The 18110-nt window shown below is 51.8% G+C and carries 12 protein-coding genes and 1 pseudogene; 9 read left to right on the top strand and 4 right to left on the bottom strand.

Features of this window, described 5'->3' with window-relative positions; all coding sequences use genetic code 11:
- Positions 1-218: 218 nt before the first annotated feature.
- The 7 genes and pseudogenes from IPJ88_14245 (at position 219) to IPJ88_14215 (ending at position 11497) form a co-directional block, all read left to right on the top strand.
- The gene (locus tag IPJ88_14245) at positions 219-3287 is read left to right on the top strand and encodes a hypothetical protein (GenBank protein QQR89349.1); all 3069 of its coding nucleotides are present in this window, start codon (positions 219-221) and stop codon (positions 3285-3287) included.
- Between the two features lie 31 nt (positions 3288-3318).
- Complete coding sequence (locus IPJ88_14240; GenBank protein ID QQR89348.1) at positions 3319-3954, top strand: tetratricopeptide repeat protein; 636 nt, start codon at positions 3319-3321, stop codon at positions 3952-3954.
- Between the two features lie 60 nt (positions 3955-4014).
- The gene (locus IPJ88_14235; protein QQR89347.1) at positions 4015-5157 is read left to right on the top strand and encodes an acyl-CoA dehydrogenase; all 1143 of its coding nucleotides are present in this window, start codon (positions 4015-4017) and stop codon (positions 5155-5157) included.
- 27 nt (positions 5158-5184) lie between these two features.
- On the top strand, positions 5185-6360 hold the full coding sequence (locus tag IPJ88_14230; protein QQR92047.1) for an acyl-CoA dehydrogenase family protein: 1176 nt from the start codon (positions 5185-5187) through the stop codon (positions 6358-6360).
- 305 nt (positions 6361-6665) lie between these two features.
- Positions 6666-8488, top strand: a pseudogene (locus IPJ88_14225) (phosphoenolpyruvate carboxykinase (GTP)).
- Positions 8489-9248: 760 nt separating this feature from the next.
- On the top strand, positions 9249-9761 hold the full coding sequence (locus tag IPJ88_14220; GenBank protein ID QQR89346.1) for a tetratricopeptide repeat protein: 513 nt from the start codon (positions 9249-9251) through the stop codon (positions 9759-9761).
- 71 nt (positions 9762-9832) lie between these two features.
- Positions 9833-11497: a methylmalonyl-CoA mutase family protein gene (locus IPJ88_14215; GenBank protein ID QQR92046.1), complete on the top strand. Its 1665-nt coding sequence runs from the start codon at positions 9833-9835 to the stop codon at positions 11495-11497.
- A gap of 27 nt (positions 11498-11524) precedes the next feature.
- On the opposite strand, the gene IPJ88_14210 is transcribed toward IPJ88_14215, so the two are convergent.
- Positions 11525-12934, bottom strand: a complete 1410-nt coding sequence (locus IPJ88_14210) for an amidophosphoribosyltransferase (GenBank protein ID QQR89345.1) — start codon at positions 12932-12934, stop codon at positions 11525-11527.
- Positions 12935-13122: 188 nt separating this feature from the next.
- Between IPJ88_14210 and IPJ88_14205 the strand changes: the two genes are divergently transcribed.
- The gene (locus tag IPJ88_14205; protein ID QQR89344.1) at positions 13123-14382 is read left to right on the top strand and encodes a VWA domain-containing protein; all 1260 of its coding nucleotides are present in this window, start codon (positions 13123-13125) and stop codon (positions 14380-14382) included.
- Between the two features lie 29 nt (positions 14383-14411).
- Here IPJ88_14205 and IPJ88_14200 read toward each other — a convergent pair whose 3' ends face one another.
- The 3 genes from IPJ88_14200 to IPJ88_14190 all read right to left on the bottom strand — a co-directional run bounded on the left by IPJ88_14200 (position 14412) and on the right by IPJ88_14190 (position 16834).
- Positions 14412-15227 (bottom strand): hypothetical protein, encoded by an 816-nt coding sequence (locus tag IPJ88_14200; GenBank protein QQR92045.1) that lies wholly within the window; start codon positions 15225-15227, stop codon positions 14412-14414.
- A gap of 762 nt (positions 15228-15989) precedes the next feature.
- Positions 15990-16241: a hypothetical protein gene (locus IPJ88_14195; GenBank protein ID QQR89343.1), complete on the bottom strand. Its 252-nt coding sequence runs from the start codon at positions 16239-16241 to the stop codon at positions 15990-15992.
- Complete coding sequence (locus IPJ88_14190; GenBank protein QQR89342.1) at positions 16241-16834, bottom strand: hypothetical protein; 594 nt, start codon at positions 16832-16834, stop codon at positions 16241-16243. The genes IPJ88_14195 and IPJ88_14190 overlap by 1 nt, the downstream gene beginning before the upstream one ends.
- Before the next feature lie 155 nt (positions 16835-16989).
- On the opposite strand from IPJ88_14190, the gene IPJ88_14185 reads away from it, so the two are divergent.
- Entirely contained in the window at positions 16990-18096 is a 1107-nt protein-coding gene (locus tag IPJ88_14185) for a DUF481 domain-containing protein (protein ID QQR89341.1), read from the top strand.
- Positions 18097-18110 lie beyond the last annotated feature (14 nt).

Here is an 18110-nt window from a genome sequence, read left to right as displayed (position 1 = left end):
TCACGGGATAGTCTGAATCGCGGCCACGCTTCTCAATCAAGGCAAAAGGAAAACGCGCTGAGGAATTGCCCGTTTCCGCTAGCTTTTCCTTCAAAAACTGGGCTACCTTTCTCGCAACGATGCCCGACAGTGCTCAGAGCAAATCAAGACAGAATTCGCAGCTTCTTGATTCCCGTCTTCTACGTTTTCGTGGAGGTCGATTGGAGGGAGGCGAATCGTTGGCGCGCGATCTTTTTAAAGCTCAGCGCTATCGTGATGCTGTTACAGTGCTGCGAGAACTAGTCGAAGGCCATGGTCAAACTCAATTGTTGGGACTGCTTGCTGAGTCCTACGCGTCTTGTGGCGATCAAGAAGAAACTATGGCTTGGCTAGTGGCTGCTGCACGTCGCTATCCGAAGAACAAAGATATGTTTCGTTGGCTTGGCGCGCTTTTGCTCAAGCGTGGCGATCCAGAGCGCGCTATTCGTGTACTCGATCGGGCGCTGATGATCGATGACCGTGACGTCGAGATAAAACGCTTGCATGATCGTGCTAGTCGGCTTTCGAAAATCGCTGACAGCATTAACGCACCGCCTGATCCCGAATCTGAAGCGTTAGCAGAGCAGCCGCTTGTTGCAACATCGTTGCCGAGCCGTTCGGATGATGCTTCGGTGGTCGCACTTGCAGATAACGACGTTAAGGCCATCAAACCCATAACGAAGAGCACGGCAGCACCTCCACCGCCACCGCCACCTCGCATCAAAAAAATCGCACAAGAGAAAACAAAGCCGGCGATTGAGGCGCCGCGGGATAGTACACAGGGCTTCGAGATCGATGAGCCGACCCGTGCTTGGGATCCAGATGTTGCAAAGGATAAGTGGGATGAAGATGAACCCACCTTTGCTTTAAAGGATAAGCTTTCGCAGAGTCGACGCAGGGCTGATTCCGGCTTTGGCACTATTAAAAGTTTACCCGGCATAACGCCTGGCGGAAAAATGAACCGGGACGATGATTTCGATGCCGAAGAGCCAACGGAAACATCCTTTATGTTGGGGCGCCTTGTTGGCGAGGTGTTAGACAGCCAACGTCCGGAGCCGATGCACAAACGACCGAGCACGCGACCTCGGGTGAAATTGGAAAAAGGCTCCCACGAAGAGAGTTTTGCTGATGCCTTGACACGTGTGGCATCCGAGAGGGTTGTTGCGCCGCCCGCTTCGGATGCACCCGAAAAGGACCTCTTTAACGAGCAAGGAATGAGTGTCGGGGACAGTCATTTATCGGATTCTGAGTTCGATGACGTACAGGAAACTGCGCTTTTCGAAGGTATTGAGAGTGCTGTTTCCGGATCGCTCAATCTGAAGCCGCCACCGTCCTCTTTTGCTCCAGACAGCAATGACGGTGAGCAGCAGCAAACGCAGGTCCTGTCAGAATCTCAGCCTCCTGCAGATCCGTGGGCGACTTGGCAAGAGGGTGAGCCGCAAGCCGCATCAGAGCACAGACAACAATTTTCAAACTGGTCGGATGGCCAAGCCATGGAGCGTAGCGCCATACCGCTAGTGCAAGCGATCGAAAGGGGGAAAAAGTCCCCTGCAATATCTCCGGGACGCAGTCACGACATTTCCTCCGATGCGCTGTTTGCGCCAAAAGCTCCTAACATGCCCTCATCGCTCGGCTCATTGGGGAGCAGTGTTTCAGATGAGCGGAAAAATCGCAGAGTAACATCCTTCACGTGGATGCTTTTAACTGTCTTGCTTGTCATGGCGGGTGTGTTTGCTTGGCACTACCTCATGCAGGAGAATAGAGAAAAAGCTAAAGCACTTGTTGGCTCGGCAAGGCATTTAGCGCTCGCTGGAGATACGCAATCATTGGTTAAGGCCGAGGCGCAGCTGCTTTCTGCGACACGAAACGACCACCAATCCGCGGCAGCAGCAAATCTACTGCTTTTTGTGCAAATGCAACGTGCGCTCGAAGAAGGGCAATACTCAAGCGACACGATTGCCAAGACGCTAAATCGTGTACCCAAAAAAGAAGCCGTAAAGCCTTATCGTTATGCCGCGCTTGCGGTTATCCAGGCCCTGTCATCTCAAAGTGAGCGTTCGCTAAGCGCACTTAAGCGTGTCAGACCCTACGTCGAGAATGATCCTGCTTTGATGTATATTGTTGCTCGACTGGAGCAGCGGTTTGGACAAGAGGATGCGGATCAGCACTTGAAGTTAGCCTTGGCTGGCGCTTCCAACCTTGCTGCGGCACGACTTGCTCGCGTTCATATTTTACTAAGTCGCAATACCGTGGTGGCTGCGGAAAAGATTGCTAATAGTGTGCTCGCTCTTTATCCAGATCATTTGCGAGCGCAGTTGTGGGCGACCTTACTAAAAACCAAAGGCGCTGAGCCCTCCGCGCTGCTTGCCCTGTTGAAGAAACAAAAAGAAGAACTTGCTCGTGCGGCTGCAACGGATCGTTTTTTAGCGGATCTTATCCGAGTACGCGCTTTTTCCATGGCAAATGAGCGAGAAAAAGCACTCTCCGCAATTGATAGTGCATCAAACATTGAGCTGAACGATCCGCTTTTGCTTTCCTTGCTCGCCAAGTGGGCACAGCGCATGGGTGTGCTTGATCAAGCCAAACGAGCAATGCAAAGTGCGCTGAAACTCGCCCCCAAAAACCTCTCCTTAGAGCGACGCATGATCGAAGTGCAAGTGCAGCTTGGTGAAACAACTGGCGCCTTAGCCCGGATTAAACAGCTCAATCTACAAGACCTAGAAGGTTTGCGTTTGCGGGCACATGCCGCATTGCTTGCTAAACTACAAAATGAACTTAGCTCGGTGCAACTGGCTTTGGCCGAGCACAAAAGCCAGGACCAGGACGAGCAAGCCGAGCTTGATGCTATGAAGCTGCGCGTGGCCTTAGCACTTGGCCAAGCGCCAGATGAGCTTATTAACGAAGCTGGACGCTTAATCATCCATCATCCGGAAAGCCGTGAAGTTGCTGTAGCACTTGTTGAAATTGCGCTGGCTGCTAAAAGCCCAGGTGCAGCCAGAAAAGGTATCTCCACATTGATGCAAGTCGCACGCGACGAAGTCGAGACACACTATTTGCGCGCACGTTATTTGCGGATGGAGGGCAAGATCAACGATGCCGATTCTGCGCTCAGACATGCTTTGGGGCTTCTGCCAGACTACAAGCCTGCGCGCACCGAACTTGCTGATTTGCTGACCAGCCAAGGTCGTTGGAAGGACGCTGGTATTTTTTTTCAAGTTCCATCTGAAACGCTCCGGCAACGCGTCGGTAGAAGACCTTGGTTTCGGTGAGCAGCTGGACTACATCAAAGTGTGCATCGGTTTGAAGCGATTCGATGAGGCGCAACAAATTGTCGATGCCTTGGCTCCTGAAAAGCGAAATACCACAGAGGCTCGCATTGCTCTGGCACAGCTCTTTCTGGCCAAAGGGCAGGCTCGCGAAGGACTAAAAGAAATCAGTTCGATTGCGGAGCTGCCTGAGGCAAGTGCGGAGCTTTTGGTTGTCTACGGCGACTTGCTCTACCTTGCGGGATGGCTGGGGCGAGCCGGTTCGGCCTATGAAGCGGCGCTGAAAAAAGACCCCGATAGTCCCACCGCGTTGTTGGGTCGAGCAAAAGTCGAGTTCCGGGCAGGTCGTAAGGACAACGCTCTGCGCGTTGCCGAACAAGCAGGCGAGGCTTTGAAAAAGCGAGCTCAACCGGAAACGGTTGTTGCTGAACTATGGTTGCTCCGAGGCGAGGTGTATTTGAGCATGGGCGCAGGCAAGCAGGAGGACGCGGTTTTTGCGCTCAAGAAAGCTGTCTCATTCGATCAAGCGCCCCCTGAAAGTTATTTTTGGCTCGGAGAAGCACTTTCCAAGGGTTCGGCCGCCCAAGCCAAAGAAGCCTATGAAAACTATTTGAAAGCAGACCCCGACGGCGAGTACGCTGCTCGCGCCCGCCGCGCCATCGGGGAATAGGTTGATCGCCTAGACCTTAATGGTTGCTCAACTAGGGGCTAAGCCGGTATCTTAGGTGCAATGGATACCTCGCTTAGTGAAGAGCAGCTGTTGGTCCAAAAAACGGCTCGTGATTTTGCGCAACGTGAAGTTGCTCCACAAGCTCGTGAGCTTGACGCACAGTCTCGTTGGCCGGCCGACATCCTCAAGTCCATGGCAGAGCTTGGCTTGATGGGCGTTGCTGTACCGGAAAACTACGGTGGAGCAGGCTTTGACCATGTCGCCTATGCGCTAGCCATCGAGGAAATCAGCGCGGCATGCGCATCGGTTGGAGTGATCATGTCGGTAAACAATTCACTCGCGTGTGCGCCCATACTGCATTTCGGTAGCGAAGAGCAGAAAAAAGAGTTTCTTACGCCGATGGCGGCAGGCAAGATTCTCGGCTGTTTTGGATTGACCGAGCCTGCGAGCGGCTCGGATGCAAGCCACATGGAAACCGTGGCCGAAAAATCCGCAGAGCATTGGATTATCAATGGTTCTAAAAATTGGATCACCAATGGACCCCATGCAGATTTGATTGTTCTGTTTGCCGCAACCGACAGGAGCCTTGGGGCGAAAGGCACGACCGCTTTCATTGTTCCTAAAGATACGCCGGGCTTTCGCCGGGAAAAACCCGATCATAAACTCGGCATTCACGCGGCTCATTCCTGCACGGTGTTTTTTGAAAACTGCAAAGTACCGATGAGCTGTCAGTTGGGAGCCGAAGGGCAGGGCTTTAAGATAGCCATGAAGACCCTTGATGGTGGACGCATTGGCATTGCCGCTCAGGCCTTGGGTATTGCGCGTGCTGCTTTTGAAAAAGCGCTGGCCTATGCCAAAGAACGCAAGGCCTTTGGCGAAGTGATCGCAAAGAAGCAAGCGATTCAATTTATGCTTGCGGATATGGCAACTCAAATCGAAGCCGCAAGACTACTGATTCTCAAAGCAGCTTGGCTTGAGGATCGAGGGGCTCGACACAGTTCCGAGTCCGCCGTTGCCAAACTCTTCGCTTCGGAGATGGCGACCTGGGTGACGCACAAAGCGATTCAAATACATGGTGGCTACGGTTATTCCACCGAATACGATGTGGAGCGACACTACCGTGATGCACGCATTACCGAGATCTATGAAGGGACAAGTGAAATCATGCGACTTGTCATCGCGATGCACGCGTTAAAGGTATAGCGCCAAGTATGGCAGAAAAATGGCTAAATATGCCAAGTTTGGCATGTTTTAGCAAAAAAATGGCCAAAATGGAATTCTCTCACCGATACTCAGCGTTTGATTCAAGGAAGCGCTCGCCAATTTTCAAAGAACCAGCTTGCTCCAAACGCTGCTCGATTTGAAGCACAAAAGCAGGTGCCAAAAGAGATCCTGGCTCAGATGGCTGAACTGGGCTTGATGAGCATGGGCGTAAAAGAGACCTACGGAGGCACTGATGCTGGAGCGCTGGCCTTTAGCCTGGCGTTGCGTGAGATAGCCTACGGATGTGCATCAACAGCAGTCATGATGGCGGTTACCAACATGGTGGCCGAGGTCATTCAATATTTTGGTAGCGAAGTGCAAAGAGAGCAACACTTGCCATCGTTTGGTAGTGGTCACTATCGCACTGCAGCTTTTGCCCTGAGCGAAGCCAGCGCGGGAAGTGATCCTGCTGCCATGCTTAGCACGGCCCAAAAACATCATGACAGATGGCTCATTTCAGGTAGCAAGCAATGGATCAGCAATGCAGCTTCAGCCGGGGTCTTTGTGCTGTGGGCGCGCACTTCCGAGCAGGGGAACAAAGGCCTTAGTTGTTTTTTGCTGCCAGCCGGCACACCTGGGCTTAGCTTGGGTAAGCCGGAAGATAAAATGGGTTTGCGGGCATCCGATACCTTGCCACTCGAGTTGGACGGATGCGAGCTTCCTTTGGATGCTTTGCTCGGACAAGAGGGACAGGGTTTTAAAATTGCCATGCATGCACTCAACGGAGGACGCATTAGCATCGCTTCACAGTGTTTAGGCATAGCGCGAGCGGCTTTCGATGAAGCCAAGGCCTACGCAAAGGAGCGCGAGCAATTTAGTCAAGCCATTGCGAATTTTCAGGCTGTTCAATGGATGCTTGCGGATTGTCAAACAGAACTCGATGCCATGGAATTGCTTGTTAACCATGCAGCGGCGCGCAAAGAACAAGGCATCGATTATAGCCAAGCGGCTTCCATGGCTAAGCTCTATGCTTCGGAAGCCGCGTGGCGCATCTGCAACCGTGCACTGCAAATACACGGTGGTTACGGTTACACGCGTGAATACCCGGTTGAGCGTCATTTGCGTGACGTTCGGGCGACGCAAATCTACGAAGGCAGCAGCGAGATCCAACGTATTGTCATAGGGCGAAGTTTACTCAGCTAAAGCTCGTGTCTTTTAGCGCTTTGGTCTTTGTAAAAACGATTGTATTAATGAGCGTTTTTGTTCAGGACTTGCTTGGTCCACTTTGCCTTTCTTTTTTTACAAAAAGCTACTCATTTAACTTTGAACCTTATCTCGTTGTGGGGTATGTCAAGCGTAGCGACTGAGGCACTTGCCTTCGATTAAACGATTTCGTGCAAGACATTTACTCCGTCGCCGTCAGAACAATTCAAGATATTTCAGAATGGAAGTTGGACGTATCAAGGTCAAGGAACTTGACCTGCTAAAGAGAGAGAGAGGGGATAGCGATGGAGACACCATCTTATGTCAAGAATAAAGAGTTGATCCGTTGGGTAAAAGAGACAGCGGATCTGACTAAACCGGATAAAGTGTATTGGGCCGACGGCTCTCAAGAAGAGTACGACAGATTGTGTGCCGAACTGGTCGAAGCCGGAACCTTTATTCGCCTTAGCGATAAAAAACGACCCAATAGCTACCTTGCTTTTTCCGATCCTTCGGATGTCGCGCGTGTTGAAGACCGCACCTATATCAACAGCATTCGCAAAGAAGACGCTGGACCGACCAACAACTGGGTCGAGCCAAAGCAAATGAAAAAAACACTGAATGGTTTGCTCGAGGGCTGTATGCGCGGCCGAACCATGTATGTGATTCCTTTCAGCATGGGACCCATTGGTTCACCCATTTCACACATCGGTGTTGAAATTACGGACTCTGCATACGTCGTGGTCAACATGCGCATCATGACCCGTATGGGTAAAGCCGTGGTTGATTCACTTGGTGATGGCGAGTTTGTAAGAGCGCTGCATTCGGTAGGATCTCCACTTGAACCTGGACAAAAAGACGCCAAATGGCCTTGTAACCCAAACACCAAATACATTTGCCATTTCCCAGAAGAGAAAAGCATCATTTCCTATGGTTCGGGTTACGGCGGTAACGCTTTGCTGGTAAAGTGTTTTGCGTTGCGCGTGCCTCGACGATGGCGCGTGAACAAGGTTGGCTTGCAGGCTTTATGTTGATCCTCGGCGCACAAGAGCCCAGTGGCCGTAAGACTTATGTTGCTGCTGCTTTCCCATCGGCTTGCGGTAAAACCAATTTTGCGATGTTGATTCCGCCCAAAGAAATGGGTGACTTCAAAGTGACCACGGTTGGTGATGACATTGCGTGGCCCAGGCCGGATGCCGAAGGGCAGCTGCGTGCCATCAATCCAGAGGCCGGATACTTTGGCGTAGCTCCAGGCACCAACTACCTCCAATCCCAACGCCATGAAACCATCCGAGAAACAGTATCTTCACGAACTGTGCGCTTACTCCAGATGGCGATGTGTGGTGGGAAGGCATGGACGGTGAGATGCCCGAAGGCCTTACCGACTGGACAGGCAAGCCTTACGATAAGTCTTCTGGAAAGCCAGCGGCGCATCCGAATGCTCGCTTTACAGCTCCGGCCGCGCAATGCCCATCGATTGATCCAGAATGGGAAAACCCAGAAGGCGTGCCCATCAGTGCGCTTATCTTTGGTGGACGTCGTGCCAGTACAGTACCACTTGTTTACCAGTCCTTTAACTGGAACTTTGGTGTGTACATGGCAGCAACCATGGGCTCGGAGACCACGGCTGCAGCCTTTGGTCAGCAAGGCGTTGTCCGACGTGATCCGTTCGCCATGCTTCCATTCATGGGCTATCACGTGGGTGACTACTTCAACCACTGGCTCAACTTTGGGCGCAAGCTTCCCAATCCGCCTCGTATTTTCGGCGTCAACTGGTTTGCCAAAGATGAGAATGGCAAATTCCTTTGGCCTGGCTTTGGAGACAACATGCGGGTGCTAAAGTGGGTTATCGAGCGCGTTCATGGTGAATCCTACGCGGTTGAATCCCCCATTGGTTGGGTCCCCGAGTACAAAGCCATCGATTGGAACGGTTTGGATTTCTCGCAGCAGAAGCCAAATCATGACCATTGATCGCGAGGCTTGGAAACAGGAAATTAGCTCGCACGAAGATCTCTTTATGAAGTGTTATGATAAGCTGCCGAAGGAATTCATTTGGATCCGTCAGCTAATCACCTCTGGGCTGTGGCGTTCTCCCGAAAAATGGGAACTTGCTGCAGAGCGGCACTAGAATTAATAAACACAGTGAACGATAGGGTGCGCTAAAAGCAAAGCCCTGCGCGCGGAAAGCGTGCTCGGACTTTGCTTTTAGCCACTTAACCGAACTGTTGTCGAATTGGACCCGCGATGAAGTTTGTTGAATCTTTGGCGAGCGGCTTCTTAGGCCACAATGTCGGTCCAATACGCTTGCAGTCTTATTAAGCGTGCAGCCCGATAGCTTGAGCACGCTTGCGCGCGCAGAGCTATCGGGCTGCAGCGCCAAGTCGTACAAGAATTATAGGCCGGTTGCTGTTGGGTCGCACACCTTCGGAGCGCACAAGCCTTCGGGTGCTTTTTCGTACTCGGCGGTCTCGGTCAAGCGATCAATACGTTTATCGTTTTCATACTTGGTAGCGTAGTTAAAAGAACCATCGCTTTTCCAACGAATCCCGACACCGTCGATTTTGCCATCTTTACGTGGCTGAATCCCTGCGACTTTGCCGTCGGGATAACAATCAATGTAGTAGCCCTGATAGTCGTCGTCATGGACGCGTCAACACATTCCTTCTCGCTTATGAACGAAGGCTTGGCTGCTGGATGATGTCGAGTGTGTTTCCAAAACGATACGCCTCTGTAACCCTAGCGATGCATGTTCTTGTTGGCGAAGCAGGTCAATGGAGATCTAAGTGTTTTCTGTTGATATTATTGAACAATTTTGTTACTCTGCCCCAGAGGTCTTTGCTCACTCGACTTTGAACCCCAGCTCAAACAGAACTGATATACTGCAGACTATGAGCGATGAGTACGAAGAGCGCTGGGATGCGGTGCAAGAAGGGGCTGAGCTTTTACGAGAAGGGGAGCTGGAAGCAGCACTTGCTGAATTGCAGCGAGTTGCTGACGACGACCCTGAAAATGAATATGCGCAGAACTATCTTGGTGCGGTGTATTTTGAGCAAGGCGAGTTTATGCCGGCGATGAAGCATTATTTGCGTGCCATTGAGCTTAAAGCTAATTACCTTGGCGCTATGTTGGGCCTTGGGCATTGTTTGCGGATGCTGGGAAGGCACGATGAGGCTATCAAGGTGGGTAAGCAGATTTTGCATTTGCAAAAAGACGATGCCGATGCGCTGCATTTAATGGGTATGATTTATTTTGCTCGGGGCGACCGCAATCAAGCGCTTGACTACCTTGAGCGTTTTTTAAGCACAGGACCTGAGGCCGAAGTTGCCACGGAAGCACAAGGTATTCTGCAAATGCTACGTGGCGAGGTCATTCCATTGCACGAACAAGACGATCACAATTGAACTAGAGCGAGGTGCAGGTGGGCGACGATGATTACACTTCGGAAGGTGGCGAACATGGTTTTAGTACCGCTATGCTTGAGGCGCTTCGAAAAGAACGCAAGCGTTGGGCTCAGGATCAAGTCAGCTCAGCCATAAAGCATTCAGCGCTTCGTCAAGAAAGTTTTGATACGCAAAGCGGCATTGCTGTTCCGGACTTAGCCACTCCGCTCGACAATGCTGAGTTTGATTACCTGCAGTCGCTTGGATTTCCAGGAGAGTATCCCTTTACGCGTGGTGTGTATCCCACCATGCACCGCGGAAAACTCTGGACCATGCGTATGTTTGCCGGTTTCGGTACGGCGAAACAGACCAATGAGCGTTTTAAGTACTTGCTAGAGCAAGGCCAAACAGGACTCAGCACGGCTTTCGATTTCCCAACCTTGATGGGTTACGACAGTGATTCACCGCGCTCTCTCGGTGAGGTCGGCCGTTGCGGCGTGGCAGTGGACACGCTTGCCGATATGGACATGCTTTTTGATCAGATTCCTCTTGATCAAGTAACGACATCGATGACCATCAACGGTCCTGCGGCAGTCCTCTTAGCTTTTTACGTGGCGCTTTCGGATAAACGCGGCATTCCGAGAGAGAAAATTGGCGGCACCATTCAAAATGACTGCCTCAAAGAGTTTATGGCGCAGCACGCGTGGGTGGTTCCGCCTAAACCCGCGATGCGTATCGTGACGGACACCATCGAGTTTTGCACAAGCGAGTTGCCCCGCTTTCATCCCGTTAGCATCAGTGGTTATCACATTCGCGAGGCGGGCTCGACTGCAGTCCAAGAGCTTGCTTTTACTTTAGCCGACGGGATTGCCTATGTGACATGGGCCCTTGAGCGAGGACTTGATGTGGATGCTTTTGCCCCACGGCTTAGTTTTTTCTTTGATGTGCACAACGATTTTCTGGAAGAGATTGCAAAGTTTCGTGCCGCGCGGCGCATGTGGGCCACGATTATGAAGGAGCGCTTTGGCGCGAAAAAAGACCGATCGATGATGTTGCGTACTCATGCGCAAACAGCTGGCGTTTCCTTGACTGCACAGCAGCCTTTTAACAATGTTGCGCGCGTTGCCATTCAGGCTCTCGCTGGCGCCTTAGGCGGCGTGCAATCACTTCATACCAATGCTTTTGATGAAACCTACGCCTTGCCAACTCGCGAGTCGGTTACCGTTGCGTTGCGCACCCAGCAAATTGTGGCTTACGAGAGTGGTGTAGCCAACACCATCGATCCACTCGCAGGAAGTTACTATCTTGAATGGCTTACAAACGAGCTTGAAAAACAGGCATGGGAGTACATCGATAAGATCGATGCCATGGGCGGCATGGTTAGCGCCGTGGAAGATGGCTATCCACAAAAAGAAATCTCACGCAGCGCCTACAAGCGTCAAAAGGAAATTGAGAGCAAAGGTAAAGTGATCGTCGGAGTGAATGCTTTTAGAAGCCAGGAACGCGACAAGATTCCTACGCTGAAAATAGATGAGGATGCTGTGAAAGAACAACATGATTCCTTAGCAAGAATCAAAGCGCAGCGCGATGCGAAAAGTGTTGAAACGGCTCTTCAGGCTGTAAGGCAAGCTGCGAAGCACGATCAAAATCTCATGCCGTCGTTGGTTGCCGCGGCTAAAGTTTACTGCAGTGAACAAGAGCTTTGCGATGTGCTACGTGAAGTGTTCGGTACACACAGCGATAAGCCTGAGTTTTAGGGACATCCCTTAGAGCGCTGATCTCGCCTAGACGCCGACCAGTTTTAGCTGGCGTTTGTGGTAGAGTTCAGGTTTATCAAGTTTGACGGGGTACTCGCCGCTAAAACAAGCGTCACAAAAACCATCTTTGCCAACGGCTTTATGAAGTGCATTGATGCTCAAGTAGCCCAAAGAATCTGCGGTGACGTAAGTTGCAATCTCTGTGGCGGTCAGTTGCGAAGCGATGAGCTCATCACGCGAAGGCGTGTCAATGCCGTAGTAACAAGGCCAGCGTGTAGGTGGCGAGCTGATGCGTAAATGCACCGACTTTGCGCCGGCCTCCCGAATCATTTTAACAATTTTTCTGCTGGTTGTGCCGCGCACAATAGAATCGTCCACGACGACTACATGTTTGCCTTGCAGTGATGCACGCACAGGACTCAGTTTTAGACGCACTCCGAAATGCCGAATGGACTGCTGCGGCTCAATGAAGGTTCTTCCTACATAGTGACTGCGTAAAAGGCCAAGGTCGAAGGGTAGCTTGGCCTCCTTGGCAAAGCCAAGGGCTGCAGCAACGCCACTGTCGGGTACAGGGATCACCACATCGGCATCTACGGGGCAATCTTTTGCCAAAGCGGCTCCGAGCTTTTGCCGCGTTTCATAGACGCTCAGGCCGCTCAGTGTGGAATCGGGACGCGCGAAGTATATATGCTCGAAGATACACATATGCGAGCTTTGCTTAGGGAAGGGTTTGATGCTGTTGAGACCGGTTTGATCGAGAACGAAGACCTCCCCAGCCTCAACATCGCGGATGTAGTGAGCAGCAATCAAGTGAAAGGCGGGTGGTTCTGAAGCCAGAACATAGGCGCTATCGAGTTTTCCAAGACACAAGGGACGAAAGCCACGCGGATCGCGTGCGGCAATCAGTTCATCCGGTGTTAGCACGACCATTGAATAAGCACCTTGCACTTGCGATAGCGCGTCCACTACGCGGTCAACAGTGCTCTTGGCTTTGGAGCGCGCGATCAAATGAACGATAACTTCGGTGTCGCTGTTCGAGCGAAAAATCGAGCCGTCGTTTTCAAGTTGCTCTCGAAGGACTTCGGCATTGGTGAGGTTTCCGTTGTGCGCGAGTGCGATCGAGCCATGTGCATAGTCCACGGCAATGGGTTGAGCGTTCTTGATGTGATTGCCGCCTGCGGTGGAATAACGCACGTGCCCGATGGCGCGATCCCCTGGCAGCCGTTCAAGGGTGCTTTCTGAAAAGCCGTCCTGAACGAGACCGAGTGCGCGATGCAAAAAGAGTTGCTCGCCGTCACTGGAACAAATCCCCGAGCTTTCTTGGCCGCGATGTTGAAGTGCGTGAAGACCCAAGTAAGCGAGATTAGACGCCTCTTTTGAGGAAAACACCCCAAAGACACCGCACTCGTCGTGAAAATGATCGTCCCAATCCTGCATGGGCCCTGTCATAGCCTCTTTGCGAAGACACGTCACCTGCTTTTGTTGCTCCTCCGTTTTGGGTCGGTTTTAGGGGCGGTGTGAAAAACGTTTACTAAGCGCCAAGGCAGTGGAATTTCTTGGTATTATAACGTTTGCGTTTCCATGCTACGCCGTGCATCACGCATCAAACGTGGTACAATAATGCCATGAAGTCTTTTGGATTTAGCTTAGTTTTAGCTTTGCTTGGTTTGGCTTGCGGTTCTGGCAGCAAGCTGTGTGATAAAAGTGCGAAAGAAGGCGGTTGCGGCGCACCTTGCTCCTTGGATCCCAACGCGTGTGCTGAAGGCTATTTTTGTGACACCGTGAGCGGTGTGTGTTCGATACAGTGTAGCGTTACGCGCAATATTGGATGTAAAACGGGCAATATGTGCACGACTGACGGTCGCTGCGTTCCAAGCACGGATGCGGATACGGGTGATGGCGGCCTGGGCGATGGCAACATCTGCGCGGATGTGACTCTTAGTGTCGATCCGATAATCCCCAATATCATGGTCATCGTGGATCAATCCTCCAGCATGGCAAACAACGAGTTTTCGCCCGGCGTCACCCGTTGGGATGCATTGCGACAGATGCTGATCGGCGCCACGCAAAACAGTGGCCTGTTGTTCGATTTGCAAGACAAAGTTAGTTTTGGTTTTGCGATGTATACTGGTTTTAGCTCGGATCCTTGCCCGACCATCAACAACCCACACAATGCCCAGCTGGACGATGAGAGCCTCAAAGCACCCATTGCTCCTACGTTGCAGGCTTACAATACCATCTATAATCTTTACGCTACGGCAAACGCGGCATCCGATACCCCAACCGGCGATGCGATTAAATACCTTCGTGAATACCTGCAAGCCAATCCACCGGCCAACGATGGACCGACTTTCTTTATCCTGGCAACGGACGGTGAGCCAGACTATTGTGCGCAACTCAACCCACAAACAGAAGCAGCTAAAACGTTTAGCATCGAACAAGTCACCGCTTCATTTAATGCCGGTATCAAAACTTATGCGGTAGCCATTGGCAATGAGGTTGGCGATGCTCACATGCAGGACATTGCCAACGCGGGCGCCGGCGTGGATGTTAATAATGGAGGAAGCAACGTACCCTTCTATCGTCCGGCTGATGCAGCTACTCTTCGCAGCTCGATTGAACAAATCGTTCGCGGCGAGCGTGATTGCACTTTTGAGTTGCAAGGCCGCATTGCCGACATGGCACGAGTTTGCACAGGCACGGTGAGTCTGACTTTGGATAACGGGAATCCGAGCGCGCTTGAGTGCGGGGGTGCGAATGGCTGGGAAGCCAGCGATGATCGCCATATCAAACTCAAGGGTAGCGCTTGCGAGAACTACAAAAACAGTGATGAGGCCACAGTGCAGGGGGTATTCCCATGCGACGTGGCAAGCGATGTTTTCTAAGGGGTCTTTGCCTTTTTGAAGGTCTTATCCTACGGAGCATAGTGGTAGGTAGTGTCGCAATTCTTGTAGTAAGGGGGCGATCCAAAGCCTAAGCAGTTTGGACTGTTGCCACCGTATTTAACAATGACATTCCACACTGGATGGTAAGCAGCGGCTTGGGTGTCTTCTTGGTCAGGCAGAAGCGAGGCCAACGACCATACGGTGTCATATTGATAGGTACCAGAGAGTTCGCTGCCATCGTAGCCTCCGATCACAAGCAGGCGTCCTGAGCCTCCGTCGTAGACAACGGCACTTGCGTAACGTTTCGTGCCCGTGCCGTCATTTGAGCCAAACTCCAGCCAACTGCTACCATCCCAGCTCCACATATCATCATAAAAGCTGCTCGAGTTTAGGCCACCATAGAGAATGACACGGTTGCGAAGTGCTGGATCTTGAGCATCATTATTTACGAAAGCCAATTGGGCGGAATCGTCATACCTAACAGGGGGACGGGTCGCAGGCGTAAAGGGGCCGTACCAGCTCAGCCCGTCGTATTCGTAAGTGTCATTGTAGTATGTGGCGGGTGAGTCGTATCCACCAAAAATGACCACTCGCGACCGGCTGCTATCATAGGTCATGGACACACCCTGTCGCACAGCAGGCACTGAGCCCAGCGGAGAAACTTGCGTCCAACTGCTGCCATCCCATTCCCACAATTCATTGGACTCGGAATTGGCGCCTGTTACACCGCCAAACAGTACGACCACGTCTCTTACGCTATCATAAGCAAAGCCGTGTCCATAACGTGTACCGGGCGCGCATCCGTTGCAAAGGGTTGACCAACTAGAACCATCGTATTCATACATGTCGGCCTGGTCGTCACCGTACTCATCAACGCCGCCGTACATGATTAGCGTACCCCTTGCGGCGTGATAGACCATTTTCGCACCGTTCAAGCGACCCGGGTTCACCCCGCCCGTGATTTGCAATTGCCAAGTGCGAATCAGGCCCGTATCGACGCAGGCAGGGCAGGTTGTGCCGCCGCAGTCCACACCCGTTTCATCCTGATTTAGCACGGTGTCATTACAGCTTGCTGGTTGACAGACATTGTCACCGCCACCGCCACAAACCCCGGAGTTACAATCACTGCCCAACACGCAAGCCTTTGTAGCGGCGCACGGCGGGCATAGCGTTCCTCCGCAGTCGATGTCTGTTTCATCAAAGTTTTGTACTTCGTCGGTACAGCTTGGATCGAGAGTTGCTCCATCAGGGGCATTGCCATCAGGATCACTGCCATCATGCCCCGCGTCTGTCTGGATGCCTGCGCCGAGCGCATCGTAGCCTATCCGCCCACAGTGCACGAGCAGTAGAAACAACAGTGCTAGCTTCTGGTATCGCCTAATCAAAGTGTTCGCAGTATAGATTGGAAGGGGCTACCAATACTATTAGTGGGCTGTTTGGGGTTGCGAAGCTTTCACTAACTTAGCACCATTTGCGAGCGATGAAGTCGTTGTTGTTGAATTGACAAAACTGGCATGAATCTTTGGATTTCATGCCAGTTTGTTCGGTTTTTTTTTGTGTTTTTCTTGCCAGACCTGTCAGCTTTAGTTTTCGCCCTGGATATCTTTTTAAAGCGCCGATAACGTCTTTTTGTAGTTTTCTTCAGTGATCGTTTTCTGAGTTTCTTCTTCAAAATCCTCGGCGACCGAAATCGATGTTTCGGCAATTTCTACACTTGGTTCAGCAAGTTGTTCTTTAACCTTCTCGCTTTGCTCTTTGCTGATTTCCAGTTGTTCTGTTTGCTCGCTTGCTGTCTGTTGCTTCGAGCATGCACTGATGAGCAATCCGATGCCAAAAACACAGAAATATAAGGTTTTCATTATTCACCTTCCTTTTTGTTGTCCGCCTCGGCACGCTCTTGTTGCTTGACTGCCAGTTTTGATAGCCGGGCATTGTGCTTGCTTTCTTCCAAAGCCAAGAGCTTGGTGGCGCGATCGGCTGCTTCTTTATCGTGAGCTTCATTCGCGAGGACTTGGATTCGCCTTAGCATCGCTACGCGTCGTGCGTGTTTTTCAAGCTCTTTGACCAAACCTTCATCAATCGTTGCGTTTGGGTCGTTTGGATTTTCAATAGCACGAAGACTGCGCAGCTTTCTCAACGCTTGGTTTGCTGAAATGCGGCGACGCGCGTGCCGTGTCTCAGTCGAGCCAGGTTTGAGGTTGCTTTGTTCAAACGCCTTCTTCATAGTCTCAACGTGTTCGCGCCGCTCTTCGCGATATTTTCTCTGCTCCTCGAGCGTTTGCTGCCGTTGAGCGCGCCGTTCTTCGTGCTGCTTTTTCATAGCTTCACGCTTCTGTTGCATTTCAGCGCGCCGAGCATTCGGCGCCTGTTGTGTCTGCTGGGCAGAGGCCTGCGCGACGAACAGACCAAAGATAAGCGGCCCCGCGAGCGCCGAGGTGGTTAAAAGCTTCATGATTGCCCCCTATTTGTGAGCCGCTAGCTTAGCTCGGGCTAGTGGAAAGTTCTAGTCATTAAGGGCTTGAACAGTCGAGGGTTTAGCGCTAGAAGTCGGTCCAAATTCCCGCCGGGTAATTAGGATCCCCTCCCGCGGCCAAATGAGGATATCGTATGAAACACGCGCCAAGGACTGGTTACAAAGGCAAACAACTCGCTTTGCTGGTAGGAGCGCTCTCCTCTTGTGGTTTCGCGCAATCTGCAGCAGCCCAAGCAGCGCCCGTGGTGAGCGAAGCCGTGCATCACAGCGAAGCCGTGCAGCCAGTGCCGGAAGAGTTCAGCCGCGAGACGCTGTTGAATCTTGCCGGTGGTGCATCCTTGAGCACTGGTAACACAAGGGCCTTTTCGGCGAACGGCGGAGCCCGTTTCAACCTCAAACGCGAGCGTCATCAGCTCACAGCTGAGGCTGGTATCGTTTACGGTTTAGCAAGCCTACGGGACACCGCCGATCTAGATGGCGATGGTAATGTGAGTGAGTTCAACAAATACCAACTGAATGCTCGAAATGTGACTGGCCGAGTCCGCTACGATTTTTTCTTAACCGACGATGATGCGGTGTTTGCATCCTTTGTGCCGCGTTGGGATACTTTCGCCGGATTGGACCTTCGTTTGCAAAACCAAGTGGGTTACATGCGCAACTTTTTCCGAGATGATGGCAATCATCGTTTTTGGGGCGAGCTTGGTTACGACGTAACTTACGATAATTGGACTACGGCTGCCGGTGGCGGGGATCAAGTCAACCACTCGGCACGTGGGTTTTTAGGCTACGATAACCATATTAACGAAATGGTAACCTTCATTACAGGTGTGGAAGGCCTTTATAACCTCGAGCGCAGTACTGACTGGCGTATCAACTGGAACTCCGAGCTCACTTCGAAGCTTTCGGATGCTTTTCAAACCGGAGTCCGTTTCAGCTTGGCTTACGACCATCAACCGGTGCCAGGTGCCAAATCTCTCGATACGACCACCACGATCAACTTACTTTATGCCATGGACTTTGAGGCCAGCAGCAAAGTTGTGGAAGAGCCCGCAGCTGTCTGTGATTGTGAACCGCAAAAAGCAGAAGCGGTAAACCAAGCTCTTGAAGCAGCAAAGGTACAAGCTGCAAAAGAGGTAGCCGCCGCTGCTGCAGCGGCAGCTGCAGCTGCCGAAAAAGCAGCACAAGAACAAAGTGCGACACCAGAAGAAACGAGCCCTGCTCAGGAACCGACGCAACCCTAAGAACGGCGGTCATC

This window comes from Myxococcales bacterium (assembly GCA_016699535.1).
Lineage (GTDB): Bacteria > Myxococcota_A > Polyangia > Polyangiales.
The sequence above is the reverse complement of the archived record's forward strand: the minus strand, read 5'-3'. Positions and strand labels throughout refer to the sequence as shown.